This is a genomic window from Erwinia persicina NBRC 102418, assembly GCF_001571305.1.
Taxonomy (GTDB): domain Bacteria; phylum Pseudomonadota; class Gammaproteobacteria; order Enterobacterales; family Enterobacteriaceae; genus Erwinia; species Erwinia persicina.
On the sequence record NZ_BCTN01000001.1, the window covers coordinates 532,141 to 558,535 of the forward strand.

The following is a 26,395-nucleotide window of genomic DNA, read 5'->3' on the forward strand; positions in this document are numbered from 1 at the left end:
AACCCAATGAATGCAGAACAAAACACAGGCACACAGAACGTTGACCACGGTGAGATCGCCAAATTCGAAGCCGTCGCATCACGCTGGTGGGACCTGGAAGGGGAGTTCAAACCCCTGCACCGCATCAATCCGCTGCGCCTTGGCTGGATTGCTCAACACGCGGATGGCCTGTTTGGCAAAAAGGTGCTGGATGTCGGCTGCGGCGGCGGTATTCTCGCTGAAAGCATGGCACGCGAAGGCGCAAACGTCACCGGCCTGGATATGGGGGCGGAACCGCTGGAAGTGGCACGCCTGCATGCGCTGGAGAGCGGTGTCACCATTGATTACGTCCAGCAGACCGTGGAAGAACACGCGGAGCAGTTCGCCGGTCAGTACGACGTGGTGACCTGCATGGAGATGCTGGAGCACGTGCCGGACCCGCGTTCCGTGGTTCACGCCTGCGCGCGTCTGGTGAAGCCGGGGGGGGAAGTCTTTTTCTCCACTCTTAACCGCAACAGCAAATCCTGGCTGATGGCGATTATCGGTGCGGAATACGTCCTGCGTATGGTGCCACGCGGCACGCACGATATTAAAAAGTTTATTCGCCCGGCGGAACTGCTGAACTGGGTGGATGAAACGCCCCTACGTGAACGTCATATCATTGGCCTGCACTACAATCCCGTGACCAATCACTTTAAGCTGGCCCCGGGTGTCGATGTTAACTATATGGTGCACGCACATCGCGCGCCCGACACGTAAAGACGAACTTACGGGCGGAGAACATTCCGCCCATACCGCAGGGTTTTGCCTTTCATTGCCGGACAGGGATAAGATCGTTTTCGTCTTACCTCTCGCTTTGGGATCAGAGTACGCTGTGACCATCATGCCAGTTTGGCTGTGAGGCGCGCTATCATGTGTACTTTTGCAGCAACAAAATGCTGGAAATTTTCAGGCTGAACAAGAAACCCGCGCTCGATCAAAATTCTAAAAAATTTCTCAACCCATTGACAATGACCCAGGGCCTTGAGAAACGTGGACTTAGGAAAAATGCGCCCCCCACAACCGTAGTTTTCCCTGAAAATCAAGCCTTGTTAAGCACGCGGAAATTACTAGAATACTCACCATATTGTTATCAAGATTTCCCTCAACCCCTATATATAGTGTTTATCCACAGAGTTACTCACAATGAGAAATCTGTGTATAAGCGTGGGGATTATTTGTTAAGGACAGGTAAAACGCGACATGAATCAGAGTCTGCTTGTAACCAAACGCGATGGCCGCACCGAGCGTATCGATCTCGATAAAATCCACCGTGTTCTCGACTGGGCTGCCGAAGGACTGCAAAACGTCTCCGTCTCCCAGGTTGAGCTGCGATCCCACATCCAGTTCTACGAAGGTATCCGCACTTCTGATATCCATGAAACCGTCATCAAGTCCGCAGCTGACCTGATCTCCCGCGATGCCCCTGACTATCAGTACATGGCTGCCCGTCTGGCTATCTTCCACCTGCGTAAAAAAGCGTACGGCCAGTTTGAGCCACCGAAACTGATCGACCAGGTGAAACGCATGGTTGAGATGGGTAAATATGACCATCACCTGCTGGAAGACTACAGCGCGGAAGAGTTTGAGCTGATGGACGGCTTTATCGACCACTGGCGCGATATGAACTTCTCCTACGCTGCCGTCAAGCAGCTGGAAGGCAAGTATCTGGTGCAGAACCGCGTCAGCGGTGATATCTATGAAAGCGCCCAGTTCCTCTACATTCTGGTGGCGGCGTGCCTGTTCTCCGGCTACCCGCGTGAGACCCGTCTGGACTACGTGAAGCGTTTCTATGATGCGATCTCCACCTTTAAGATCTCGCTGCCGACGCCGATTATGTCGGGCGTCCGTACCCCTACCCGCCAGTTCAGCTCCTGTGTGCTGATCGAGTGTGGTGACAGTCTGGACTCTATCAACGCCACCTCCAGCGCCATCGTGAAGTACGTGTCTCAGCGTGCCGGTATCGGCATCAATGCCGGACGTATCCGCGCGCTGGGCAGCCCGATCCGCGGCGGTGAAGCGTTCCATACCGGCTGTATTCCCTTCTACAAACATTTCCAGACCGCAGTGAAGTCCTGCTCTCAGGGCGGCGTGCGCGGTGGTGCCGCAACGTTGTTCTACCCAATGTGGCACCTGGAAGTCGAAAGCCTGCTGGTACTGAAAAACAACCGTGGCGTGGAAGGTAACCGCGTGCGCCACATGGACTACGGCGTTCAGATCAACAAGCTGATGTATCAGCGCCTGCTGAAAGGCGAAGATATCACCCTGTTCAGCCCGTCTGACGTGCCTGGCCTGTACGATGCCTTCTTCGCGAATCAGGAAGAGTTTGAGCGTCTGTACACCAAATATGAGCAGGACAGCAGCATCCGCAAGCAACGTATTAAAGCCGTGGATCTGTTCTCACTGATGATGCAGGAGCGCGCCTCTACCGGCCGTATCTACATTCAGAACGTTGACCACTGCAACACCCACAGCCCGTTTGACCCGGCTATTGCTCCGGTGCGCCAGTCTAACCTGTGCCTGGAAATTGCTCTGCCAACCAAGCCGATGATGGACGTCAACGACGAAAATGGCGAAATTGCCCTTTGTACGCTGTCGGCGTTTAACCTGGGGGCGATTGAGAGCCTGGACGACCTGCAGGAGCTGGCAACGCTGGCTGTGCGTGCGCTGGATGCCCTGCTGGACTACCAGGACTATCCTATCCCGGCCGCAAAACGTGGCGCGATGGGCCGCCGTACGCTGGGTATTGGCGTCATTAACTATGCTTACTACCTGGCGAAGAACGGCGTTCGTTACTCTGACGGCAGTGCAAACGAACTGACGCACCAGACCTTCGAAGCTATTCAGTACTGGCTGCTGAAAGCCTCTAACGATCTGGCGATTGAGCAGGGTGCCTGCCCGTGGTTTAACGAAACCACCTATTCCCAGGGCATTATGCCGATCGACACCTACAAGAAAGACCTGGATGCGATCTGTAATACCCCGCTGCTGCTGGACTGGGATGCGCTGCGCGAGTCGGTGAAAAAACACGGCCTGCGTAACTCCACCCTGTCTGCGCTGATGCCGTCAGAAACCTCTTCGCAGATTTCTAACGCCACCAACGGTATTGAACCGCCGCGCGGCCATATCAGCATTAAAGCGTCGAAAGACGGTATCCTGCGTCAGGTGGTGCCAGAGTATGAGCGCCTGAAGGATAACTATGAACTGCTGTGGGATATGCCGAATAACGACGGCTATCTGCAGCTGGTCGGCCTGATGCAGAAATTTATCGACCAGGCGATTTCATCGAACACCAACTACGACCCGACGCGCTTCGCCAACGGTAAAGTACCGATGAAGCAGCTGCTGAAAGATCTGCTGACCGCCTACAAGTTCGGCGTGAAAACGCTGTACTACCAGAACACCCGCGACGGTGCGGAAGATACGCAGGAAGACCTGGTGCCCTCCATTCAGGATGACGGCTGCGAAAGCGGTGCCTGCAAAATCTAACCGGCAGGGGCGGTCAGCGCCGCCCCTTTTACGATTTCCCTACGGGGCCAGCATGCTGGCCCTGACTCATTTGGATTGAATCATGGCTTACACAACGTTTTCGCAGAATAAAAACAACCAGCTGTTGGAACCGATGTTCTTCGGTCAGCCGGTGAACGTGGCGCGCTTCGACCAGCAGAAATACGATATCTTTGAAAAACTGATCGAAAAGCAGCTCTCTTTCTTCTGGCGTCCGGAGGAAGTTGACGTCTCCCGCGATCGCATCGACTACCAGGCGCTGCCGGATCACGAGAAGCACATTTTTATCAGCAACCTGAAATATCAGACCCTGCTGGACTCCATTCAGGGACGCAGCCCGAACGTCGCGCTGCTGCCGCTGATCTCGATTCCTGAGCTGGAAACCTGGATTGAAACCTGGGCGTTCTCAGAGACAATCCACTCGCGCTCATACACCCATATCATTCGTAATATCGTCAACGATCCGGCGCTGGTATTCGACGATATTGTTACCAACGAGCAGATCCTGTCACGTGCTAAAGACATCTCTGGCTACTACGACGATCTGATCGAGATGACCAGCTACTGGCATCTGCTGGGCGAAGGCACGCACGAGGTCAACGGTAAATCCGTTACCGTCAGCCTGCGCGCGCTGAAAAAACAGCTGTATATCTGCCTGATGAGCGTTAACGCGCTGGAAGCTATTCGCTTTTACGTCAGCTTTGCCTGTTCCTTCGCGTTCGCCGAACGTGAACTGATGGAAGGCAACGCTAAAATCATCAAGCTGATTGCCCGTGATGAAGCGCTGCACCTGACCGGCACGCAGCATATGCTGAACCTGCTGCGCAGCGGCGAAGACGACCCGGAAATGGCGGAGATTGCTAAAGAGTGTCGTCAGGAGTGCTACGACCTGTTTGTGCTGGCAGCCGAGCAGGAGAAAGAGTGGGCGGAGTATCTGTTCAGCGGCGGTTCGATGATCGGCCTGAACAAAGACATTCTCTGGCAGTACATTGAGTACATCACCAACATCCGCATGAACGCCGTCGGCCTGGATCTGCCGTTTAAAACCCGCTCAAACCCAATTCCGTGGATCAACTCCTGGCTGGTGTCCGATAACGTTCAGGTGGCACCGCAGGAAGTGGAAGTCAGCTCTTACCTGGTCGGCCAGATTGACTCTGAAGTGAACGCTGACGACCTCAGCGACTTCGAGCTGTAAGATGGCGAGCATTACACTGCGTACCACCGGTACGCAGCTTGAATGTGATGATGAGCACCCTTCCCTGCTGGCCGCGCTGGAGTCGCACCGGGTATGTGTGGAGTATCAGTGCCGTGAAGGCTACTGCGGCTCATGCCGTACCCGTTTGCTGAAGGGAGAAGTCAGCTACAGCGCGACGCCGCTGGCCTTTGTCAATCAGGGTGAAATTCTGCCCTGCTGCTGCAAGGCCGACGGGGATATAGAGATCGAGTTGTAGACGGCGGTGCCCGTCACCGGCACGGAGCGATCGGAAAAAAGGCCCCCTCCACGCACGGCAACTCATCCCCCAGGGCTGACCTTCTTTAGGGGCAGCCCTTTTTAATGCTTATAACGTTTCCACGAGGTCAATCCAGCCATGGCCGGTGGTGACTTTCTGCCCGTTCAGCCAGCGGCGCAGCATATTCATTGCCAGCATGGCGACCATATCCTGCCGGGCTTTCAGGCCGTGACGGCTGACGTTAAATTTCACCTTTTGGGCAAAGGTACCGTCCGGGGTATGCAGCGCGAAGCCCAGACGGTCGTCCTCCAGCCCGCCCACCACCAGCGCCAGCCTGGCGTGATTCTGCCTGGCCAGCTGCTGACTGCGCGCCGCCAGCACCCCCAGCGACTCACTCTGATTAGGTAACACGTTACCCGCGGCCAGCGAGGCCCCCGCAGAGATCAGCTGCCACTGCAACAGCCCGGCGCTGAACTGTTCGCTGATGCTCAGCGACAGTTTGTGTTCCTTCAGGCGACGCGCCAGTTGTTCAGGCAGAGTTTCAAACCCTTCGAAGATCACGCTGTCCCCGGCAATTTCACGTACCTGCTGCCAGAACAGCTCCATCTCTGCTCTTTTTGACGCCGGACCGTTCAGCTTCAGTTCAATGATCGGCATGGAGGCACGATAGCCCATCACCACACCTTCCGGCAGCGTCAGGGGTTCAATATCGGACGCCAGATCGCTTTCCCCGCGGCCAAAGGTCGTCATGCGCAGGCATAACGGCGGCTCCGGCAGTTGGAAGCGCGCCTTGAGGCGCGGCAGGATTTGATCCATCACCATCACTTTGTATTCGGAGGGCACGCCGGGCGTGAAGAAAATCCAGCAACGGTTGAGCTGCATGGCAAAACCGCAGGCCGTCCCCACCGGATTATCGATCATCTCAGCACCCTGTGGGATCTCCGCCTGCTTGCGGTTGCTGGGGGCCATTGCCTTACCGCGGCTGGCAAAGAAGGCTTCCATTTTCACCAGCCACTCAGGGTGGAGCTCCAGCCCGACCCCGGCGGCAGTGGCCGCTGCCAGCGCGCTTAAGTCATCACTGGTCGGGCCCAGCCCGCCGTTGACGATCAGCACATCGGCCACCTTGCTGCGTTCAGTCAGTACGGTGACCAGCTCCTGCAGGCTGTCACCCACCGTCTGACGGCTGGTCATCGGCAAGCCGTGTTCAAACAGTACGCCAGCCAGCCAGGCCGCATTGGTGTCGACGATCTGTCCGTGCAGGACTTCGTCGCCCGTCGCGAGCATTTCCACTCTTATCATGTTGTTCTCCGGTGTACTTATGTCATGACACTGTAGGAAGCCCTTCGGGGAAACACAATGTCCTTTTCGACAACACCCGGTTATTTCTGCTGCTGCGCGACCCACGCCTTCAGCTGCTGGCGGGAACGTTTAAGGGATCCCCCCTCTGCCGCCGGCAGCGGATACCATGCCACCGGGCGCTGATAGCCGGCGAGCCGCGGGGCGGCCCAGGCTGCAAGGTGGTCCAGAGCGATCCCGCCTTCGACCAGCGCCACCGGCCGCTGACCGTACTCGGCACTCGCCTGCGGCACGATAAACACCTGCGTGACCGCTGGATGTGCCTGCACGATTTTTTCGATCTGTTCGGGCTGCACGCCTTCGCCACCGGAGAAAAAGAGATTATCGCGTCGCCCGTCAATCACCAGCTCATCCTGCAGCCAGCGGCCACGGTCGCCGGTGTGTAACCAGCCGTCAGCGTCAGCCAGCGGCCGTAGCGCACCCGCCGACCAGTACCCCGATGCCAGCGCCGGCGAACGAACCCACACTTCGCCCTCCACCAGACGAACCTGATAGCCGGGTAAAGGCGCCCCGACGCCGGAACGGTGATCTGCCCGCCGGGCGCAAACGGTCGAGGCAGTTTCAGTCATACCATAGCCGCAGTAGCAGCGCAGCCCGGCCTCTTCAGCCTTACGGGTCAGCGCCCCCGGGATCTGTGCGCCACCGAGCAGCACCGCACGCAGGCTGCCGGGCAGTGCAGGCTGTTGCAGCAGACGCCAGAGTTGGGTTGGAACCAGGGAGGCCAGCGTACTCCGTGCCAGGGCGGCATGAAAACCCTGGGCATCAGGGATCACCAGGGTCGCCCCCACCCGTAGCCAGCGCCAGAGGATCCCCTGACCGGAGACGTGAAACAGGGGCAGGGACAGCAGCCAGCGGTCATGCCTCTTAGCGTCCATCAGTTTGGCTACCGCTGCCGCGCTGTAAAGATGAGCAGCAAAAGTGTGTGCGGCGGCTTTGGGAAGCCCGGTGGAGCCGGATGTCAGCGTCAGTGTGGCGATCCGCTCCGGCTGCCACGGGAGGCTGCTCTCCCCCCTCCCCCGGGGCAGCGTCAGCGCCGGAAGCGGCACTGCCACAGTCTCCGCCAGGTTCAGCATAAAATCGGCTGACAGCCCCGGCAGCAGCGCATCCAGCTGGTCGCCAGGCAACCCGGGGTTGAGCCCCAGCACCCGCGCGCCGCAGGTCAGCAGCCCGAGCCAGGCCAGCAGGGCATCAAGACTGTTACCGCTGCGCAGGGTTACCAGGTCTCCCGCATTGACCCCCTGCTGGCGAAAACCGGCGGCCTGTTCGCTGATGGCCTGCCCCAGCTGCTGCCAGCTCAGACGCTGCTGGCCGGTATCAATGGCCAGTGCATCCGGGCAACGGAGCTGCCAGCCGCGCCACGGCCAGTCGGTTATCGCTGCCAGAGACATGACAACGCTTCGCTGCCCTGAACGGGGAGCGCACTGCCCGGCCACGCCCTGAGCACCTGCTGCTGCATCAGCTGCAGCGTGTCCAGCCCCGGCAGCACTCCCGGCGTCAGCCAGTGTGCCAGCCTCGCCAGCAGAGTCAGTCCAAAGCTGGACTCCAGCGCACTGCTGATCACCGGGGTCAGCCCATGCGCCTGCGCCTGTCTCACCTGGTGCTGCACCCGCTCAATGCTGCCGGTCAGCGTGGGTTTGATCACTACCGCGACTACGCCGGGCGCTGCGCTCAGGGCGTCTGGCTCCTCACGCAGGGTTTCGTCCCAGGCAATATTAATGCCGGTCGCGGCGGCGAAGGCCAGGCTTTGCTGCCGATCCCTGCACGGCTCCTCGATAAACGCGATGCGTGAACGCAGCGCGGGTGGGACATGGCGGGCGAAACTCAGCGCTTTTTCCAGCGTCCAGCTGCGGTTAGCATCCAGCCGCAGGGTCAGTTGCGGCAGTGCTTCAAGCAGCAGGCTGGCCTGCATCCCGTCACGTACCGCCTCGTACAAGCCCACCTTCATTTTCGCCAGCGGCTGCGGCTGCTGACACAGACGCTGAAACAGCGCATCGGGGTCACCGCTGCACAGCTGCGCCAGACGGTACTCTCCCTCTACGGGCAGCGTATTGCCCAACCCGGCCAGCGCACAGCTGATGCCAAACGCGACAGAAGGGAGATGACTTTCCGCGGGCACCACGCCATCACACCACTGTGACAGCCAGCCGGTGGCCTGCTCCCGTGCCTGTTCCGGCGTTTCATGGCTGAACTCCGGCAGTGGCGCAATCTCGCCCCAGCCCTCCGCCTGCCCGTCCCACAGCCTCACCAGCATCCCCTGTCGCACTTTTAACCGCTGATGGCGCAGTACCACCCCGGCCTCCAGCGCGATTTGATATCCGTACAGCGCGGCGCGACGCATCAGGGATTACGCCGGAACGGACTGAAGTCAGGCTGCCGTTTCTGGTTAAAGGCATTGCGCCCTTCCTGCCCCTCTTCGGTCATATAGAACAGCATGGTGGCATTACCGGCCAGCTCCTGCAGCCCGGCCTGCCCGTCGCAGTCGGCATTGAGGGCCGCCTTCAGACAGCGCAGCGCCATCGGGCTGTTTTGCAGCATCTCGCGGCACCAGCGTACCGTCTCTTTTTCCAGTTCAGCCAGCGGAACCACCGTATTCACCAGCCCCATATCCAGCGCCTGCCGGGCATCGTACATCCGGCAGAGGAACCATATCTCGCGCGCCTTTTTCTGACCGACGATGCGCGCCATATAGGCCGCCCCCCAGCCGCCGTCAAACGAGCCGACTTTCGGCCCCGTCTGACCAAACTGCGCGTTATCAGCAGCAATTGTCAGGTCACACATCATATGCAGTACGTGCCCGCCGCCCACGGCGTAACCCGCCACCATCGCCACCACTGGCTTCGGGCAGGTGCGGATCTGCCGCTGCAGATCGAGGACATTCAGATGATGAACACCAGCGTCATCCTGATAGCCGCCGTAATCGCCACGCACTTTCTGATCCCCGCCGGAGCAAAAGGCCAGATCGCCTTCTCCGGTCAGCACGATGACCCCCACTGCCGGATCCCGCCGGGCGTTATCCAGTGCCTGCTGGATTTCCACGATGGTCTGCGGGCGAAAAGCATTGCGCACCTGCGGGCGGTTGAGGGTGATTTTCGCAATACCATCGGCAGTTTTGTGATAGCGAATATCGCCGTAGTCAGCACCGCAATCCTGCCACTGCACCGGGGCATAAAGCTGTTTTTCATCGGGATACAACATCAGGGCTCCTTAATTATGGTTGAGCACACGGGCAAGCTGATGGGCAAACGCCAGGGGGTTCGCCAGGTGTGTGTTATGACCCGCAGCAGGAATGACCGCTGGGGGAAGCGCCGCCTGTCGGGCCAGCTGTAAAAATTTCTGATCCCACTCACCGCACAGATAGCGAAACGGAAAATTTTTCTCCCGCAGTTCGGGCAACAGATCCGGCTGCGCCGACAGTGAGGTAGCCTGGAGCATCGCCGCCAGGTCTTCGCCACGATTATTCAGCCGCCGGGCCACCAGACGCTGTCGCTCGACAGCCGTCAGTTCGGCAAAAACCGGCTGCTGATACCACAAATCCAGTACCTGGCCGAGCGGCTGCTGGCGGAACCGCGCTGCCCAACTAAGATCGTGATCGCGGCGGTGGCGGCGTTCGACGGGGTTACTGAGGCCAAAATGCCCCGCCTCCACCAGCAGCCCCGCCAGGCCGCTTCCGGCATGACGACAGGCGTGATACAACGCCAGCCGGCCGCCCAGCGAGTAGCCTATAAGCCAGTAGCGATCGACCTGATGGAAGTGCAGCGTGGCGTTAAGCCGCTGTGACAGATCGTCGAAATCCGTGACGGTCTGCGCCTGGGATCCACCGTGGCCGGGCAGGTCAACACTCAGCAGCGGCCAGTGGCTGAAATAGCGCTGTACCGGCTGCCAGTCCGCCGCGCTGCCGAGAAAGCCGTGCAGCCAGACCAGCACCGGACGCGTACTGTGGTGGTGCCCCTGCCAGTGTGCATGAAGCATCATAAATGGATTACCTCACTGGCACAGCGCGCCAGGGTTTGGGCACCTTCGTCCCCGTGGGTCACAACTTCGATCAGCGTCACGCCGCCCTGAAAGCCCTGCGCGACCGACTGCCGGAGCGCCTCCCAACGGGTGGGGCGGGCAAACTGCAAGCCAAACAGCGCCGCTGCGTGGCAGAAGTCGACCCTGGGGGGTAAGGTGAAGAAACGTTCCCGTTCAGCGGAAGGCGTGGGCAGCATGGAAAAGATCTGACCGCCCTGATTATTGATGACAATCACCACGACCGGGGCAGAAGCCTGTTGCAGCAGCGCCAGACTGTTGAGATCGTACAGCGCGGACAGATCGCCCAGCAGGATCAGCAGCGGCCGTGCCGTGCCCCGCTGGACACCCGCGGCCGTCGCCAGCAGACCGTCAATGCCGCTGGCACCGCGATTACAGTAGAGCGGATAACCCGCAGGAAGCTGAGCAAAAGCATCGGCCAGACGAACCGAAAGGCTGTTGCCGATGAACAGCGCCCCGTTTTCGGGCAGCAGCCCGCTCAGACGGTGGGCCAGTTGCGCCTCGCCAAACGACTGCAGATGCTGTGCCAGGTACTGCACGGTACGTCCGGCCAGCCGGGCCAGTTCCGGGCACCAGGGACGATGCGCGGCGGCAGGATGGCGTTGCAGCCAGTCAGTCATCTCTGCCTGGATTCGCCGGCCACGCACGCTGCCAGGGTGGCGCTGACCTGGCAGGGGATCGACCAGCCAGTAGGTATCCGGGCGGCAGCTGTTCTGGTAATCCAGCAGATTTTTGCTGGTCAGACTGCCGCCAAACTGCACCACGATTTCCGCCCCCGCCAGCGCCTGCCGTGCCGCCGGATGCGCCAGCCACAGGGCGGCACAGGGCAGAGGCTGCCCGGTCTGCGACACCACGTCACCCAGCAGTGGCCAGCCCAGCTCACTGGCCCACGCGGCCAGCAGACTGCCCTCCTGTGCGCTGATGCGTCCGGCAATCACTACCCCGCGTTTATTCCGCCACTGTGGCCAGTCATTTTCGACGGGAGTGGCATGCTGTTGCGGGTAATGTAGCCAGGGCTCCCGGCTGTGCCACCAGCTCCCGAGTTCATCCTGCCACGCGTGGAAGTCGTCGCTGTCGGGGCCATACAGGGGTTCTGCAAACGGGCAGTTAATATGCACGCCGCCGTGTTGCTGCTGTGCCAGCAGAGTGTCCACCGCCGATACCAGCCAGCGCGCCGGAACGGAAGGCGTCGGACGGGGAAGATTGAGGGATGCGCTAACGTGAGGTGCAAAGATGCCGATCTGGTCAATCGCCTGATTCGCACCGCAGTGGATCAGTTCAGGGGGGCGATCGGCACTGATGGCCACCAGCTTTTCACCGGTGAGCTGCGCCTCTACCAGCGCCGGATGCAGATTCGCCACGGCCGTCCCGGAGGTGACGATCATCGCGACAGGCTGTCCGGTGGCTTTTGCCAGCCCCAGGGCCAGAAAACCCAGGCCCCGTTCGTCAAAATGCGTATGACATAACACGTTTTCACAGGCCGCGGCTGCCAGCGCCAGCGGAGCCGATCGGGAGCCCGGGGCAATGCAGATGTGACGCACACCGTGGCGCGTCAGCGTTTCCAGCAGTACGGTAGCCCAGCGGCGATTGAACGTTGCGTGCGACAGGTCTTGCTGCATAGCCACTCCCGATCAAAAATCCTCGCGCTATTATAATCAGCCGCTTTCGTCGTCTTTTTGATTTGGGCCAGCTTTACCCCCGCTTTCCCACCGCCAGTAACGCGCCGAGGGTCGCGGCTTTACTCTCGACCTCGTGCCATTCCTGCTCCGGATCGGAGCCGCTGACGATCCCCGCCCCGGCATAGAGACGCACCCGACTTTCCGCCACCAGGGCACAGCGCAGAACGACGGAGAACTCGCTCTGTGACTGCGACAGATAGCCGATCGATCCGCTGTACCAGCCGCGTGCGAAAGGTTCATGCTGGCGGATAAAGGCCAGTGCCTCCGCGCGCGGCAGTCCTGCCACCGCTGCCGTCGGCTGCAGACGCGCCACACAGTCGGCATCATCAGGCTGCAACAGCCGGGCGCGGATACGTCGCCGCAAATGCTGCAGGTGCCGGAGGGGAAGCAGCTCTGCCGGCATCACCTCCAGCCCGGTGACAGCGCCCGCCAGGCGCTGGCGAATATCATCGACCACCAGGCCGTTTTCCCACTGATTTTTTTTGTCCTCCAGCAGTCCCGCCTGTTCCAGTCTGGCGGTTCCGGCCAGCGCTTCACTCTCCAGCTGACTCCCCTGCCGCGCATACAACCGCTCAGGGCTCGACCCGATCAGCGCCTGCCCTGCGCCGGTCGCCAGCATAAAGTGGTAGCAGCGGGGGTTAATTCGCCGGCTGGCGGCCAGCAGCTCAGCAGCTGACAGCGGGCCGGAGAGGGTGACATCGCTGGCACGCGCCAGCACGACTTTATCCAGCTCTCCTGCCGTAATCGCCGCCAGGGCCAGGCTGACCCGCCGCAGCCAACCGGGTTTATCCGGCCACTGATGTACTGCTACGGCATGAGGTAACGGCAGCGCAGGGCTGGCCGGACGCAGGGCCCTGAGCCAGCATGCCATCCGCTGGGCTTCCTGCTGCAGGGAACCGTCACTGACCAGATTGAGCATTAACCGCTGGCCGGTAGCATCCTGCTGCCAGAGCAGCGCGGGCAGGAAGAAGAAGCTGCTACCGTCAAAACGGTTTGCTCCCGGCAGTCGCCAGCCCGCCGGGAGTGACGCAAGGCGCCGCGTCGCAGACAGGGTGGAGTCAAACTCCTCCAGCGCCCCGCAGGCGGCCATAAATGCCTCACCGCTACGATCCTGCCAGTAAAACTGTGGCCAGCAGGTCTGGGCATCCAGCCAGTTCAGGGCATCAGTATCAGGTGACAACGGGACGCAAAGCTGCTGCTGACCGGGTGCAGAAACCCTGACCTGCAGGAGCTGGTGAATAAGCTGGTCTATAGCCCGGGCAAGTTGCATGCTGACCTCAGCGATAAAACAAAGGGAGGTCTATCGTAGCGGCAGAGAAAACAGGAAATATTGATCCGGACAAGGGGGAACAGCGGAGAGGTCAATGAAACAGACGCCAGGAGGCGTCTGTTAGCAAACGTATCTATTAGCGACGTGCCAGCAGCAGGCCGATCACCAGGCCGACGGTCGCACCGACGCCAATACCCTGCCACGGTTTATCATGGACATAGTCGTCTGCGCGCGTCACTGCCTGACGGGCACGAACGTAGTAGGTATCCGACGCGTTACTGATGCGGGATTTCACCTGATGCAGCGATTTTTCTGCTTTGGCTTTCAGCTCTACATATTTCTGATCGGCCGGATCGCCCGACGACTTCAGCACTTCTTCCAGTGTTTCAGTGAGCAGCGCCAGATCATCATCGAGGCGAGTTTCATGTGGTTCAGTCGTAGTAGTCATTTCCATTCTCCTTGGGCGAGTAAACGTCGTCAGATAACTATAGACAGTTTCCACCGCTTTGTTTGACGAAAACTACCAGGAATTAACTGAGAATAGCGAACGGCCTGTTGCGGGCGGTGTGCGGACAGTGCTGTAAATTCCGATATTTACGTTAATTCACATGCGAAAGCACTGCGGTATTTAGATTTATCTGATAAATTTTGCGTGAACTGAATCATTACCCTGGCAGGCTGTCGTAACTCCCTGTAGCCGGACACAATCCGGCCGAGCGAATGCGTGCAAACGCACGACAGTCACTACAAACTCCGTTCACCTGAGGAAATTATTTCCGGCATGAATCGAAGAATGTTTATGAAAGCGTCAATGGCATTCGCAACCCTCAGTGGGATGTCGGGTTTATCCACGTTGTTCTCCCAGGCTGCCTGGGCTGAAGACGGGATTGCCGATGGTTCCGCCAAGCGATTTGATTTTGATGTGCTTAAAAAAATGGCCGCCGATATGGCAAAACAGGCCTATGGTGGCGCTCCGGCACCGTTGCCCGAAACGCTGGCAACGCTGACTCCGCAGGCCTATAACGAAATCCAGTATGATGCTAACCACTCGCTGTGGAACGGCATCGACAATCGCCAGCTTGATGTTCAGTTCTTCCACGTGGGGATGGGCTTTAAACGCCGTATCCGCATGTTCTCGGTTGATGGTGCGAGTCGTGAGGCCCGTGAAATCCACTTCCGCCCTGAGCTGTTCAATTACAACGATGCACACGTTGACACCAAACAGCTGGAAGGTAAAACCGATCTCGGCTTCGCCGGTTTTCGCGCGTTTAAAAAACCAGAGCTGGCAAAACGGGATATCGTTTCCTTCCTCGGGGCCAGCTACTTCCGCGCGGTCGATGAGACCTTCCAGTACGGCCTGTCCGCCCGCGGCGTGGCGATCGATACCTTCAGCAACGGTAAGGAAGAGTTCCCGGACTTCACCGCCTTCTGGTTTGAAACGCCAAAAGCCGATGACACCACCTTTGTGGTCTATACCCTGCTGGATGGGCCAAGCTGCACCGGCGCGTTTAAATTTACCATTCACTGTGAAGACAAACGCGTGGTGATGGAAGTGGAAAACCACATTTACGCGCGCAAGGATATCCAGCAGCTGGGTATCTCGCCGATGACCACCATGTTCAGCTGCGGCAATAACGAACGCCGCATGTGCGACACTATCCACCCGCAGATCCACGACTCCGATCGCCTGGCGATGTGGACCGGTTCAGGTGAGTGGATCTGTCGCCCGTTGAACAACCCCCAGCGTCTGACGTTCAATGCCTATCAGGATGAAAATCCGCGCGGTTTTGGTATGTTGCAGTTGAACCATGACTTTGACAGCTATCAGGATGTAATTGGCTGGTATAACAAGCGCCCAAGCCTGTGGGTAGAGCCGGTCGGCAAATGGGGCAAAGGGGCGATTAACCTGATGGAGATCCCGACCACCGGGGAGACACTGGATAATATCGTCTGCTTCTGGCAGCCAGCTGACGCCATTAAAGCCGGGAGCGAGCACAGCTTCTCCTACAAGCTTTACTGGAGCGGTCTGCCGCCGGTACGCAGCGGGCTGGCACGCGTGAATGCCACCCGCACCGGTATGGGCGGCTTCCCGGAAGGCTGGGCACCGGGTGAACACTACCCGAACGTCTGGGCTCGCCGTTTTGCCGTCGATTTTGTAGGGGGGGATCTGAAAGCCGCTGCGCCGAAAGGTATTGAGCCGGTGATTAACATCTCTTCCGGCACGCTGAAGCAGGTTGAAATCCTCTACGTTGAACCGATCAACGGTTATCGTATTCTCTTCGACTGGTACCCTGACAGCGACGCCACCGATCCGGTGAATATGCGTCTGTTCCTGCGGACCAAAGATGAGACGCTGAGTGAAACCTGGCTGTATCAGTATGTCCCACCGCCGCCGGATAAGCGTAAATACGTGGATGACCGGGTCATGACCGCCGGTTAAGAGCGCGTAAAGCAAATGATGTGGGGCGACCGAAAAGTCGCCCTCCTGTGGCGTACGCAGGATTACATGCCCTGCGTACGCTGCATATCAATATGCGGAATACCGTCTTCCAGATACACTTCACTGACCGCCACAAATCCCTGACGACCATAAAACCCCTGCAAATGCGCCTGTGCTGAAAGAAAAATTGGCTGCCCGGGCCAGTGCTGTTCGCAGCTATTTATCGCCTGCGCCATCAGCCGGCTGCCCAGATTCAGTCCGCGTATATCGCCGGATACAATCACCCGACCAATCTTCACCGGCTTACCGACGCAGTCCGGGCCCAGAATGCGCAGATACGCCACCAGTTTATCCTTCAGCATCCCCAGCAGATGGCGATTTTCACCCATCAAATCCGCACCATCAATATCGAGATAAGGGCACTGCTGCTCAACGATAAATACCGCGTTACGCAATGCCAGCAGCCGGTAGAGCTGGGCGACATCAAGTTCGCTGTGGTGCAGGTCCTGCCAGATAATATCCATTAACTTAGCTCCTCCGCTGAAGCAAAAAAAATCGGGCCACTGTGGGCCCGATTATTACCTGTAATGCATCAGATTACATCAGTGGTTGCGCCAGTTTCACCAGCGAAATCAGCGGCTGCGGGAAGATACCCAGTATCAACACCAGAATCGCAGAGATCAGCACTACCACTCCACCGGCGGTAAATGCCCAGTTGGCCGGCGCGTCACGCTGAGATAACTCAGGCGGAGACAGATACAGGCTGACGGTCATACGCAGGTAGTAGTACAGACCAATGGCACTGCCCAGTACCACCGCACCGGTCAGCCACCACAGCTGCGCACTGACGCCCACGGCAATCACATAGAACTTACCGATAAAGCCCAGCGTCATCGGGATACCCGCCAGCGACAGCATCATCACGGTCATGACTGACGCGAGGATCGGACGGTGCCAGAACAGACCACGGTAAGAGTACATGGAATCCGCATCCGGGCCACGGTACGGGCTGGACATCAGGCTGACCACACCGAAAGCACCCAGGCTGCTGAACAGATAACCGGCCAGGTAAACGCCCACCGTTTCCATTGACAGCTGATGAGTCTGCACGGCGATCAGTGCCACCAGCAGGTAGCCCAGGTGAGCGATCGAGGAGTAACCCAGCAGACGCTTAATGTTACTCTGCGAGATGGCCATCAGGTTACCGAACAACATCGAGGCGACCGCAATCAGACTGAGAACGATGCGCACCCCCTCGTTGTCGGCCATTGGCGCATACATAAACAGACGCATCAGCACGCCAAAGATGGCGATCTTGCTGGCAGTCGCCAGGAAGGTCGATACCGGAGCTGGCGCGCCCTGGTAAACATCCGGCGTCCACAGGTGGAATGGCACCAGCGACAGTTTAAAGCCAAAGCCGACGATCATCATACCCAGACCGGCCAGCAAAAGCGGTTCATTGATAACACCGTCGTTCAGACTTTTGCCCAGTGAGGCAAAGCTCAGGCTACCCGAATCGGCATAGACCAGCGCCATACCGAACAGCAGGAAAGACGAGGCGGCCGCCGACAGAATGGTGTATTTAATGGCGGCTTCCAGCGAGCGTTTTTGCTGGAAAGCGTACCCCACCAGGCCAAACAGCGGCAGTGAGATCAGCTCGATGCCAATAAACAGCGAAGCAAGATGGTTCGCACTGGCCAGAACCACACCACCCAGGGCAGCAATCAGCACCAGCAGATAGAACTCTTCGCGATTATCCGGATAGGTTGCCAGCCACGGATAGGCGAAGGTACAGGTGGCCAGGCTGGCCAGGATCACCAGCCCGGTATACAGCATTGAATAACCGTCCACCCGCATCAGCGGGGTAACGTCCATTGGCCCTGCCTGGCCGACAAAGTACAGAGAAAACAGCGCCAGGTTCAGACCGACCACGGCCAGCGTCGCATTCACGAAGTGGTTGCGTCGCCACGCAATGGACAGCATCACAACTACCACCGTCAATCCGACGATCAGCAGCGGCAGAAGCGCGATCAATTGTTGAGGAGTTATTGTCATGGCGAATTACGGCCTTGTAGTTGAAATTGAAGCAGTAAACCACTGCTGAATGTTGCTCATCGCAGCGTGCGAGGTATCCAGAATCGGCTGCGGATAAACACCCAGCAACACCAGCAGTACCACCAGCACCATAATCATCAGGAACTCACGCGCAGACATGCCGCGCAGCGGTGTTTCTGACTTAGGCGCACCGTAGTAAGCGCGTTGCATCATAATCAGCGAGTATACCGAGGCGAACACCAGGCCAAAGGTAGCGATAACAATAATCACCGGTACCGTCTGGAAGCTGCCCGTCAGGATCATAAATTCACCGACAAAGTTACCGGTACCCGGCATCCCCAGGTTAGCCACAGCAAAGAACAGCGACAGACCCGGCAGCCATTTGATGCGCGACCACAGGCCACCCATCTGACGCATGTCGCGGGTGTGCAGGCGCTCATACAGCTGACCGCAGAGAATAAACAGTGCAGATGCCGACAGGCCGTGAGCAATCATCTGAATCACCGCGCCCTGGAACGCCAGCTGGCTGCCGGTGTAGATAGCAATCAGCACGAAGCCCATATGGGAAATCGAGGTGTAAGCAATCAGACGCTTAATATCATACTGCGAGAACGCCATCCACGCGCCGTAGAAGATACCGATAATCCCCAACCACATGGCAATCGGTGCAAATTCGGCAGACGCATTCGGGAACAGCGGCAGAGCAAAACGCAGCAGACCATAAGCCGCCGTTTTCAGCAGGATACCTGCCAGGTCAACGGAACCCGCCGTCGGTGCCTGACTGTGAGCGTCCGGCAACCAGCCGTGTAGCGGAACGACCGGCATTTTCACGGCGAAAGCGATAAAGAAGCCCAGCATCAGCAGGTATTCTACGCCGTGCGTCATCGGCGTTTTCAGCAGCTCTTCGTAGCTAAACGTCCATATTCCCGTCGCGTTGTAATGCACAAACACCAGCGCCAGAATGGCAATCAGCATCACCAGACCACTCGCCTGGGTATAGATGAAGAATTTGGTCGCCGCTGAAATACGCGTCTTCCCGTCGGAGGCTTTATGGCCCCAGAGCGCGATCAGGAAGTACATCGGTACCAGCATCATCTCCCAGAAGAAGAAGAACAGGAACATGTCCATTGCCAGGAACACACCGATAACGCCACCGAGGATCCACAGCAGGTTAAGGTGGAAGAAGCCCTGCCACTTCTCGATTTCGTTCCACGAACAGAGGATAGCCATCAGGCCCAGCAGGCCGGTCAGCACGACCATCAACAGCGAAAGTCCATCCAGCGCAAGATGGAACTCAATGCCGAAACGTGGGATCCACGGCACGGAGAACTCAGCTTGCCACTGCGGAATACCCGCAGCCTGAGTCAGTGAGTAATCTCCCTGCAGCCACAGTTGCAGCGAGAGTACAAAGGTCAGCCCCATTGCGATCAGTGCAATCCAGCGTGGCAGCTTAGGCCCGAAGCGCTCCAGCTGCCAGCACAGTAATCCACCGACAAACGGGATGAATATTAGCCAAGGTAATAACATGGCGGTTTTCCCTTTATTGCGATTTTTATTCTTTATAGGGTGTGGCTCAGCCCCACCCCACTCACTAACCTTTAGATCACCAGCAGCAGCGCCAGCACCACAACGGCACCGATGCTCATGGAAGCGAGATACCAGCGCAGGTAGCCGTTTTCACTGACGACCAGACCTTTATTTGCGCCGCGCGCCAGTAAAGCCGGAATATTCATCAGGGCGTTCAGCGGATCCCGCGACAGCAGCCAGGCCACACCGAGGTAAGGCTTAACAAAGACTTTGTCATACAGCCAGTCGAAGCCCCAGGCGGCAAACCACCAGGTGGTAAAGAAACGCCCCACGGCACTGTTCGCTATCGCGGTCACCAGCGTGCGTTTACCCAGCCACAGTGCGGCCGCCAGCAGGATGCCCACAATGGCCACAACACCGGAAGCAATCTCCAGCGTCAGGACGCTGCTGTGTGCCAGCTCGCTGGTTTCTGGCAGAACGCCTCTCAGCGGCGGAACGATCATCGCGCCAATAAAGGTAGAGAGAATTAACAACACAACCAGCGGCAGATGGTGAGTGATACCTTTGCCCGCATGTGCGTGAATTTTTTCTTCCCCGTGGAAAGCAATAAAGATCATGCGGAAGGTGTAGAGCGAGGTCATAAACGCCCCGGCCAGACCCGCAATCATCAGATTAAGATGACCGTTAGCCAGCGCACCCGCCAGAATCTCATCCTTACTGAAGAAGCCTGCGGTGATCAGCGGCAGCGCAGACAGTGCAGCCCCGCCCACCAGGAAGCAGACATACACCAGGGGAATACTTTTACGCAGGCCGCCCATCTTGAAGATGTTCTGCTCGTGGTGGCAGGCAAGGATCACCGAACCGGAAGAGAGGAACAACAGCGCTTTAAAGAACGCATGGGTCATCAGATGGAAAATCGCTGCATCCCAGGCCTGAACACCCAGCGCCAGGAACATGTAGCCAATCTGACTCATCGTAGAGTAAGCCAGCACGCGCTTGATATCGGTCTGCACCAGCGCGGCAAAACCGGCCAGCACCAGCGTGACCGCACCAATAATCCCAACCAGATGCAGCACTTCAGGCGTCATCAGGAACAGGCCGTGAGTACGGGCAATCAGGTAAACCCCGGCGGTCACCATCGTCGCGGCATGGATCAATGCGGAAACAGGCGTCGGACCGGCCATCGCATCAGCCAGCCAGGTCTGCAGGGGCAGCTGTGCCGATTTACCGACCGCACCACCTAACAGCATCAGGGTTGCCCACTGCAGCATATGGTTGTCCGCCGCAAAGTGCGCCGGTGCCAGCTCCATCATTTCGCGGAAGTTCAGCGTGCCCAGCTCGTTGTAAAGAATGAACAACGCAAATGCCAGGAACACATCCCCCACACGAGTGATGATGAAGGCTTTCATCGCCGCCGCGCCGTTTTTCGGGTTGGTGTAGTAGAAGCCAATCAGCAGGTAAGAGCAGAGGCCGACGCCTTCCCAGCCGAGATACATCAGCATCAGGTTATCGGCCAGCACCAGAACGACCATGCTGGCGATAAACAGGTTGGTATAGGCGAAGAACCGCGAGTAGCCCTCTTCCCCACGCATGTACCAGGAGGCAAACATGTGGATCAGGAAGCCAACGCCGGTCACGACCGACAGCATGGTCAGCGAGAGGCCATCCAGCGTCAGGTTAACGTCAATTTTAAAGTTTCCGACCTGCATCCAGGTCCACAGCGCCTGGTTAAACACCTGCTGGCCGTGATTAAAGAAGTCGAAGCCCGCATAAGCCGTGACCAGCGCCGCAAGACCGACAGACCCCATGCCCACGGTCGCTGACAGATTTTCTGACCAGCGGCCACGGGAGAAGGCCAGTAACAGGAAGCCAATCAGCGGAAACAGGATTGTTAAATAGAGAAGGTTCATCCGCGCATCTCGCTCACTTTATCAATGTTGAGGGTCTGGCTGCGGCGATGGAGCTGCAACAGCAGCGCCAGGCCAATGCTGGCCTCAGCCGCGGCCAGGCTGATTGCCAGGATATACATTACCTGACCGTCGGCCTGTCCCCAGTAGCTTCCCGCCACCACAAACGCCAGTGCTGCGGCGTTAATCATGATTTCGAGACCAATCAACATAAACAGCAGATTGCGGCGGATCACCACGCCTGTCAGTCCGAGGACAAACAGAATGGCCGCCAGAATTAGTCCATGCTGCAGAGGGATCATACCCGCTCCTCCTTGTTACTTTTCGCCGCATCAGACGGGCGGTTGCTCAGAACCTCACCCGGACGCTGTTCGCGGCCGATGTGGAATGCCACCACCAGACCTGCCAGAAGCAGCATTGATGCCAGCTCAACGGCCAGAACGTAAGGACCGAACAGGCTGATACCGACGGCTTTCGCATCGATCATCTTACCGTCAATACCCTGGTCGTTGATGCCGCTGATGGCGTAAACCAGTACCACCAGTAATACCAGAGAGAGTACGGCCGGGCCCATCCACATGGAGGGCTTCAGCCACTGACGCTCTTGCTCGACTTCCTGGCCGCCAAGATTCAGCATCATCACCACGAAAACGAACAGCACCATAATGGCACCGGCATAAACGATAATTTCCAGCGCCCCGGCAAAATAAGCACCGAGCGAGAAAAACACCCCGGCAACCGCCAGTAGAGAAATAATCAGGTACAGCAGCGCATGTACCGGGTTGGTATGCGTGATGACACGTAACGTCGCCAGCACAGACACCAGACCACAAACGTAAAAAGCAAATTCCATGCCTGGCTCCTTAAGGTAACAAGCCCTTGACATCGATGGGTTTGGCTTCGTTTTCTGCGTCGCCTTTGTCTTTGCCATCGATCGCCATACCCGCCATCCGGTAAAAATTATATTCCGGGTATTTACCCGGGCCGGAAATCAGCAGGTGCTCTTTTTCATACACCAGATCCTGACGCTTGAACTCACCCAGTTCGAAATCGGGGGTAAGCTGAATCGCAGTGGTCGGGCAGGCCTCTTCACACAGGCCACAGAAGATGCAGCGCGAGAAGTTAATACGGAAAAACTCCGGATACCAACGCCCGTCGGCCATCTCTGCTTTCTGCAGCGAGATACAGCCAACCGGACAGGCCACGGCGCACAGGTTGCAGGCAACACAGCGCTCCTGACCATCGGGGTCACGCGTCAGTACAATACGACCACGATAACGGGGTGGCAGATAAACCGGCTCTTCCGGATACATCATGGTTTCGCGTTTGGCGAAGGCGTTCATCCCTATCAGCCAGATACTGCGTACGGTTGTCCCGAAACCAACAACAAGGTCTTTTAATGTCATCTTCTTAACCCCTTACTGCGCCGTGTACAGAATGACTGCGGCAGTTGCCAGCAGATTCAACAGCGTCAACGGCAGACAGACTTTCCAGCCGAACGACATCACCTGGTCATAGCGCGGACGCGGTAACGCAGCACGAATCAGAATAAACATCATCATGAAGAATGCCGTTTTAATCGCGAACCAGAAAATCGGTGGCAGCCACGGACCGTTCCAGCCGCCGAAGAACAGCGTAACGATCAGTGATGAAACGGTAACAATACCGACGTATTCACCGACGAAGAACAGGCCGAATTTCATCCCGGCATATTCAATGTGGTAACCGTCGGCCAGTTCCTGCTCCGCTTCTGGCTGGTCAAATGGATGGCGGTGACACACTGCCACACCGGCGATACAGAAAGTGAGGAAGCCGAGGAATTGCGGGATAACGTTCCACAGATGCTGCTGGCTGTTCACGATGTCGACCATGTTAAACGAACCTGCCTGTGCCACTACACCCATCAGCGACAGGCCGAGGAACACTTCGTAGCTCAGGGTCTGAGCCGATGCACGCATCGCCCCCAGCAGTGAGTATTTGTTATTACTCGACCAGCCCGCAAACAGCACGGCATAGACCGCCAGCCCTGCCATCATCAGGAAGAACAACAGACCAATGTTCAGATCTGCGCCCATCCAGGTTGGCGTCACAGGCACAATTGCCATCGCCAGCAGCAGCGAGGTAAAGGCAATCATTGGCGCAAGGGTGAAGATCACGCGGTCGGTAAATGGCGGGATCCAGTCCTCTTTAAAGAACATTTTGATCATGTCCGCCACCAGCTGCAGTGAGCCCCCCCAGCCGACACGGTTAGGCCCGTAGCGGTTCTGGAACAGACCGAGCAGGCGACGCTCACCAAAGCTCATAAAGGCGCCGCAGCCCACCACCACAAACAGAATGATCAGTGCTTTAACGACGGCAATCAGCACGTCGATAACTTCCGGTGTCAGCCAGCTCATTGTACTGCCTCCCGCAGATTGTCGATGTCGCTACCCGCCAGGAACGGTGGAATACCCGGTAAACCGAGCGGCAGACCGACCTGCCCCGCCTGCAACGTGCTGGAGAAGCGGACCGGCAGGCGCAGTGTTTCACCCTGACAGGTAAATTCAACCGCTGTACCGGCATTCACGCCCAGCTTCGCGGCATCCTCAGGGTTCACCATCACATAGGCTTCTGGCATACGCTGCTGGATAACCGGTGCGCGCTGGGTCATTTCATCGCTGCCGAACAGGTGGAAGTATGGTGCTACACGCCAGCCTTCATGGCTGCCAGCGAAAGCAGCAGGCACATTTTCGAACCAGCCCAACTGAGCCACACCGGCTTCGATCAGACGCACACCTGGGTCGCCGTTACGCAGTTTACCACCCACTTCAACCTGGAATTTGTTCCATGCCTGCGGTGAGTTCCAGCCAGGTGCCCAGGCAAAGGGTATCTGCGAACGGGCAGCACCCGGCTGGTTATTCCCTTCCATAGAGAAGGCAAACATACTGTCTTTGTCCTGCGGCTGACGCGGCTCATGCACACTGATATTGGCGCGCATCGCGGTACGCCCGCTGGAGCGGTGCGGTGAACGCGCCAGTTTCTGACCGCGGATACGGAAGCTAGCATCCGGGGCCGCATCTTTAATTCCGGCCAGCTGAGGCAATGCAACGACACAGGCATCGATCACATGATCGAGCTGGCTCCAGTCCACTTCGCGGCTGTTGATGGTGCTCTGCAGCGAGTGCAGCCAGCGCCAGCTTTCCAGCATCTGCACTTTTTCATCGTAATAAGCCGGGTCATATACCTGGAAGAAGCGCTGCGCGCGGCCTTCCTGATTCACTACCGTGCCATCGCTTTCTGCAAAGCTGGCACTGGAGAGGATCAGACCGGCTTTCTCGGTGGTCGCCGTACGCTGATGATCCAGAACGATGACATTCGGCGTATTGGCCAGGGCCGCATCTACTTTCGCTTTTGGCAGATGGCGATAAAGGTCATTTTCCAGAATGATCACGGCATCAGCCGCACCGCTTTCCAGCTCGGATAAGGCGGAATCGAGGGATTTACCGCCGATCATACCCAGCCCGACACTGTTCGCCGCCGTGGCCAATAGCGTAATGCCCACGTCGGCACCGCGCCCTTTCAGCGCTTTCGCCACGTTGGCGGCCGCCTGAATCATCGCTTCGCTACCGGAGTTGGTCCCGGAGATAATCAGCGGTTTTTTCGCTCCGGCTAAGGCCTGAACAATAACGTCAATTTTTCCGGCCAGTGATTTATCAAGGTCAGCAACGGCTGGTGCGCTGGCATCCAGTTCGTGAGCGATGGCGAAACCAAGTCGCGCCTGGTCTTCTACCGGTGCGCGATAGCTCCATGCTGCGATGTCATCCAGACGCGTCTGGTCGACGTTAGTCACGAACAGCGGATGTTTAGCGTTCTGTCCGATGTTGAGGATCGCCGCGATCTGCCAGTCTGCCACTTTTTGCGCAGCTGCCATCTCACGGGATTTCCCTTTGACGGCCTGCCGCACGGACAGCGCCACCCGTGCGCCGGTCTGGGTCAAATCTTCGCCCAGCACCAGCACCGCATCATAGCTTTCAATTTCACGCAGCGCCGGCGTATGGATCCCGCCATCACGCAGCACTTTCAGCATCAGATCCAGACGCCCCTGCTCCCCTGCCGGAATACCGGTAGAGAAGTTGTCAGCACCCACCAGCTCACGCAGGGCAAAGTTGCTCTCTACGCTGGCACGTGGGGAACCAATACCAATCACTTTCTTCGCCTGGCGCAGTACATCTGCCGCGCCCTGCATAGCCTGATCGGCATTCAGTGAAATCCAGTCATCGCCGCGACGCTGCATAGGCTGACGCGGACGATCTTTCAGATTCACGTAGCCATAACCGAAGCGGCCGCGATCGCACAGGAAGTAATGGTTTACCGTGCCGTTATAGCGGTTTTCAATACGGCGCAGTTCACCGTAGCGCTCACCCGGGCTGGTGTTACAGCCGATGCTGCACTGCTGGCAGATGCTGGGCGCAAACTGCATATCCCACTTACGGTTGTAACGCTCGGAGTGGGTTTTATCGGTAAATACGCCGGTTGGGCAGATTTCAACCAGGTTGCCGGAGAACTCGCTTTCCAGCACACCATCTTCAGGGCGGCCGAAGTAGACATTGTCATGCGCACCGTAAACACCGAGGTCAGTCCCGTCTGCGTAATCTTTGTAGTAACGCACGCAGCGATAGCAGGCAATACAGCGGTTCATCTCATGCGAAATGAACGGGCCAAGATCCTGATTACGGTGGGTACGTTTAGTGAAGCGATAGCGGCGGAAACTGTGGCCGGTCATCACTGTCATATCCTGCAGGTGACAGTTACCGCCCTCTTCACAGACCGGACAATCGTGCGGATGGTTGGTCATTAACCACTCCACCACACTTTCGCGGAACTCTTTTGCTTCACCGTCATCAATAGAGATGAAGGTACCGTCAGACGCCGGTGTCATGCAGGACATAACCAGGCGACCACGGGTATCTTCGGCATTCTGAAATTGCTTCACCGCGCACTGGCGGCAGGCACCGACGCTACCGAGCGCCGGGTGCCAGCAGAAATAAGGAATATCTAAGCCGAGGGAGAGACACGCCTGTAACAGGTTGTCTGCGCCATCAACATCATATTCTTTACCGTCTACATGAATTGTAGCCATAGTGAACATGCTTCCGTAAGGCCCGTGCGAACACGGG

Annotated in this window: 22 protein-coding genes; 5 read left to right on the forward strand and 17 right to left on the reverse strand. The window is 57.9% G+C overall.

What is annotated here, in order from left to right; genetic code table 11:
* Nucleotides 1-6 precede the first annotated feature (6 nt).
* From ubiG to yfaE, 4 genes are all read left to right on the forward strand, one after another.
* Nucleotides 7-738, forward strand: coding sequence for a bifunctional 2-polyprenyl-6-hydroxyphenol methylase/3-demethylubiquinol 3-O-methyltransferase UbiG (ubiG, locus tag EPE01S_RS02250; RefSeq protein WP_062742934.1), 732 nt, complete (start codon nucleotides 7-9; stop codon nucleotides 736-738).
* Nucleotides 739-1,221: 483 nt separating this feature from the next.
* The gene (gene nrdA / locus EPE01S_RS02255; protein ID WP_062742935.1) at nucleotides 1,222-3,507 is read left to right on the forward strand and encodes a class 1a ribonucleoside-diphosphate reductase subunit alpha; all 2,286 of its coding nucleotides are present in this window, start codon (nucleotides 1,222-1,224) and stop codon (nucleotides 3,505-3,507) included.
* Between the two features lie 82 nt (nucleotides 3,508-3,589).
* Nucleotides 3,590-4,720, forward strand: coding sequence for a class Ia ribonucleoside-diphosphate reductase subunit beta (gene nrdB / locus EPE01S_RS02260; protein WP_062742936.1), 1,131 nt, complete (start codon nucleotides 3,590-3,592; stop codon nucleotides 4,718-4,720).
* Nucleotide 4,721: 1 nt separating this feature from the next.
* Complete coding sequence (yfaE, locus tag EPE01S_RS02265) at nucleotides 4,722-4,976, forward strand: class I ribonucleotide reductase maintenance protein YfaE (RefSeq protein WP_062742937.1); 255 nt, start codon at nucleotides 4,722-4,724, stop codon at nucleotides 4,974-4,976.
* Nucleotides 4,977-5,084: 108 nt separating this feature from the next.
* On the opposite strand, the gene EPE01S_RS02270 is transcribed toward yfaE, so the two are convergent.
* From EPE01S_RS02270 to elaB, 8 genes are all read right to left on the reverse strand, one after another.
* Nucleotides 5,085-6,275, reverse strand: a complete 1,191-nt coding sequence (locus EPE01S_RS02270; RefSeq protein WP_062742938.1) for a nicotinamide mononucleotide deamidase-related protein YfaY — start codon at nucleotides 6,273-6,275, stop codon at nucleotides 5,085-5,087.
* An 80-nt stretch (nucleotides 6,276-6,355) separates the two neighbouring features.
* Nucleotides 6,356-7,714: an o-succinylbenzoate--CoA ligase gene (gene menE, locus EPE01S_RS02275; protein ID WP_174522404.1), complete on the reverse strand. Its 1,359-nt coding sequence runs from the start codon at nucleotides 7,712-7,714 to the stop codon at nucleotides 6,356-6,358.
* Nucleotides 7,702-8,670, reverse strand: coding sequence for an o-succinylbenzoate synthase (menC, locus tag EPE01S_RS02280; protein ID WP_062742940.1), 969 nt, complete (start codon nucleotides 8,668-8,670; stop codon nucleotides 7,702-7,704). Before menC ends, menE begins: the two co-directional genes overlap by 13 nt.
* A complete protein-coding gene (gene menB, locus EPE01S_RS02285; RefSeq protein ID WP_062742941.1) occupies nucleotides 8,670-9,527 on the reverse strand; it encodes a 1,4-dihydroxy-2-naphthoyl-CoA synthase in 858 nt (285 codons plus the stop codon). Before menB ends, menC begins: the two co-directional genes overlap by 1 nt.
* Before the next feature lie 9 nt (nucleotides 9,528-9,536).
* Nucleotides 9,537-10,304, reverse strand: a complete 768-nt coding sequence (gene menH, locus EPE01S_RS02290) for a 2-succinyl-6-hydroxy-2,4-cyclohexadiene-1-carboxylate synthase (protein ID WP_084344126.1) — start codon at nucleotides 10,302-10,304, stop codon at nucleotides 9,537-9,539.
* Complete coding sequence (gene menD, locus EPE01S_RS02295) at nucleotides 10,301-11,968, reverse strand: 2-succinyl-5-enolpyruvyl-6-hydroxy-3-cyclohexene-1-carboxylic-acid synthase (RefSeq protein ID WP_062743105.1); 1,668 nt, start codon at nucleotides 11,966-11,968, stop codon at nucleotides 10,301-10,303. Before menD ends, menH begins: the two co-directional genes overlap by 4 nt.
* Nucleotides 11,969-12,053: 85 nt before the next feature.
* Complete coding sequence (locus tag EPE01S_RS02300; RefSeq protein WP_062742942.1) at nucleotides 12,054-13,310, reverse strand: isochorismate synthase; 1,257 nt, start codon at nucleotides 13,308-13,310, stop codon at nucleotides 12,054-12,056.
* Between the two features lie 136 nt (nucleotides 13,311-13,446).
* A complete protein-coding gene (gene elaB, locus EPE01S_RS02305; RefSeq protein WP_062742943.1) occupies nucleotides 13,447-13,758 on the reverse strand; it encodes a stress response protein ElaB in 312 nt (103 codons plus the stop codon).
* Nucleotides 13,759-14,091: 333 nt separating this feature from the next.
* Here elaB and EPE01S_RS02310 point away from each other — a divergent pair, with 333 nt between their 5' ends.
* Nucleotides 14,092-15,750 (forward strand): glucan biosynthesis protein D, encoded by a 1,659-nt coding sequence (locus EPE01S_RS02310; RefSeq protein ID WP_062742944.1) that lies wholly within the window; start codon nucleotides 14,092-14,094, stop codon nucleotides 15,748-15,750.
* Between the two features lie 62 nt (nucleotides 15,751-15,812).
* Here the strand turns inward: EPE01S_RS02310 and EPE01S_RS02315 are convergent, their stop codons facing one another.
* The 9 genes from EPE01S_RS02315 to nuoG form a co-directional block, all read right to left on the reverse strand.
* Entirely contained in the window at nucleotides 15,813-16,274 is a 462-nt protein-coding gene (locus EPE01S_RS02315) for a GNAT family N-acetyltransferase (RefSeq protein ID WP_062742945.1), read from the reverse strand.
* A 73-nt stretch (nucleotides 16,275-16,347) separates the two neighbouring features.
* The gene (nuoN, locus tag EPE01S_RS02320; protein WP_062742946.1) at nucleotides 16,348-17,805 is read right to left on the reverse strand and encodes an NADH-quinone oxidoreductase subunit NuoN; all 1,458 of its coding nucleotides are present in this window, start codon (nucleotides 17,803-17,805) and stop codon (nucleotides 16,348-16,350) included.
* 6 nt (nucleotides 17,806-17,811) lie between these two features.
* The gene (gene nuoM / locus EPE01S_RS02325) at nucleotides 17,812-19,332 is read right to left on the reverse strand and encodes an NADH-quinone oxidoreductase subunit M (protein ID WP_062742947.1); all 1,521 of its coding nucleotides are present in this window, start codon (nucleotides 19,330-19,332) and stop codon (nucleotides 17,812-17,814) included.
* Nucleotides 19,333-19,403: 71 nt separating this feature from the next.
* A complete protein-coding gene (gene nuoL, locus EPE01S_RS02330) occupies nucleotides 19,404-21,242 on the reverse strand; it encodes an NADH-quinone oxidoreductase subunit L (RefSeq protein WP_062742948.1) in 1,839 nt (612 codons plus the stop codon).
* The gene (gene nuoK, locus EPE01S_RS02335; RefSeq protein ID WP_048915457.1) at nucleotides 21,239-21,541 is read right to left on the reverse strand and encodes an NADH-quinone oxidoreductase subunit NuoK; all 303 of its coding nucleotides are present in this window, start codon (nucleotides 21,539-21,541) and stop codon (nucleotides 21,239-21,241) included. Before nuoK ends, nuoL begins: the two co-directional genes overlap by 4 nt.
* Complete coding sequence (gene nuoJ, locus EPE01S_RS02340) at nucleotides 21,538-22,092, reverse strand: NADH-quinone oxidoreductase subunit J (protein WP_062742949.1); 555 nt, start codon at nucleotides 22,090-22,092, stop codon at nucleotides 21,538-21,540. Before nuoJ ends, nuoK begins: the two co-directional genes overlap by 4 nt.
* Nucleotides 22,093-22,102: 10 nt before the next feature.
* Nucleotides 22,103-22,645: an NADH-quinone oxidoreductase subunit NuoI gene (nuoI, locus tag EPE01S_RS02345; RefSeq protein ID WP_048915455.1), complete on the reverse strand. Its 543-nt coding sequence runs from the start codon at nucleotides 22,643-22,645 to the stop codon at nucleotides 22,103-22,105.
* A gap of 12 nt (nucleotides 22,646-22,657) precedes the next feature.
* Nucleotides 22,658-23,635, reverse strand: a complete 978-nt coding sequence (nuoH, locus tag EPE01S_RS02350) for an NADH-quinone oxidoreductase subunit NuoH (RefSeq protein ID WP_062742950.1) — start codon at nucleotides 23,633-23,635, stop codon at nucleotides 22,658-22,660.
* Nucleotides 23,632-26,358, reverse strand: coding sequence for an NADH-quinone oxidoreductase subunit NuoG (gene nuoG, locus EPE01S_RS02355; RefSeq protein ID WP_062742951.1), 2,727 nt, complete (start codon nucleotides 26,356-26,358; stop codon nucleotides 23,632-23,634). The genes nuoH and nuoG overlap by 4 nt, the downstream gene beginning before the upstream one ends.
* Nucleotides 26,359-26,395 lie beyond the last annotated feature (37 nt).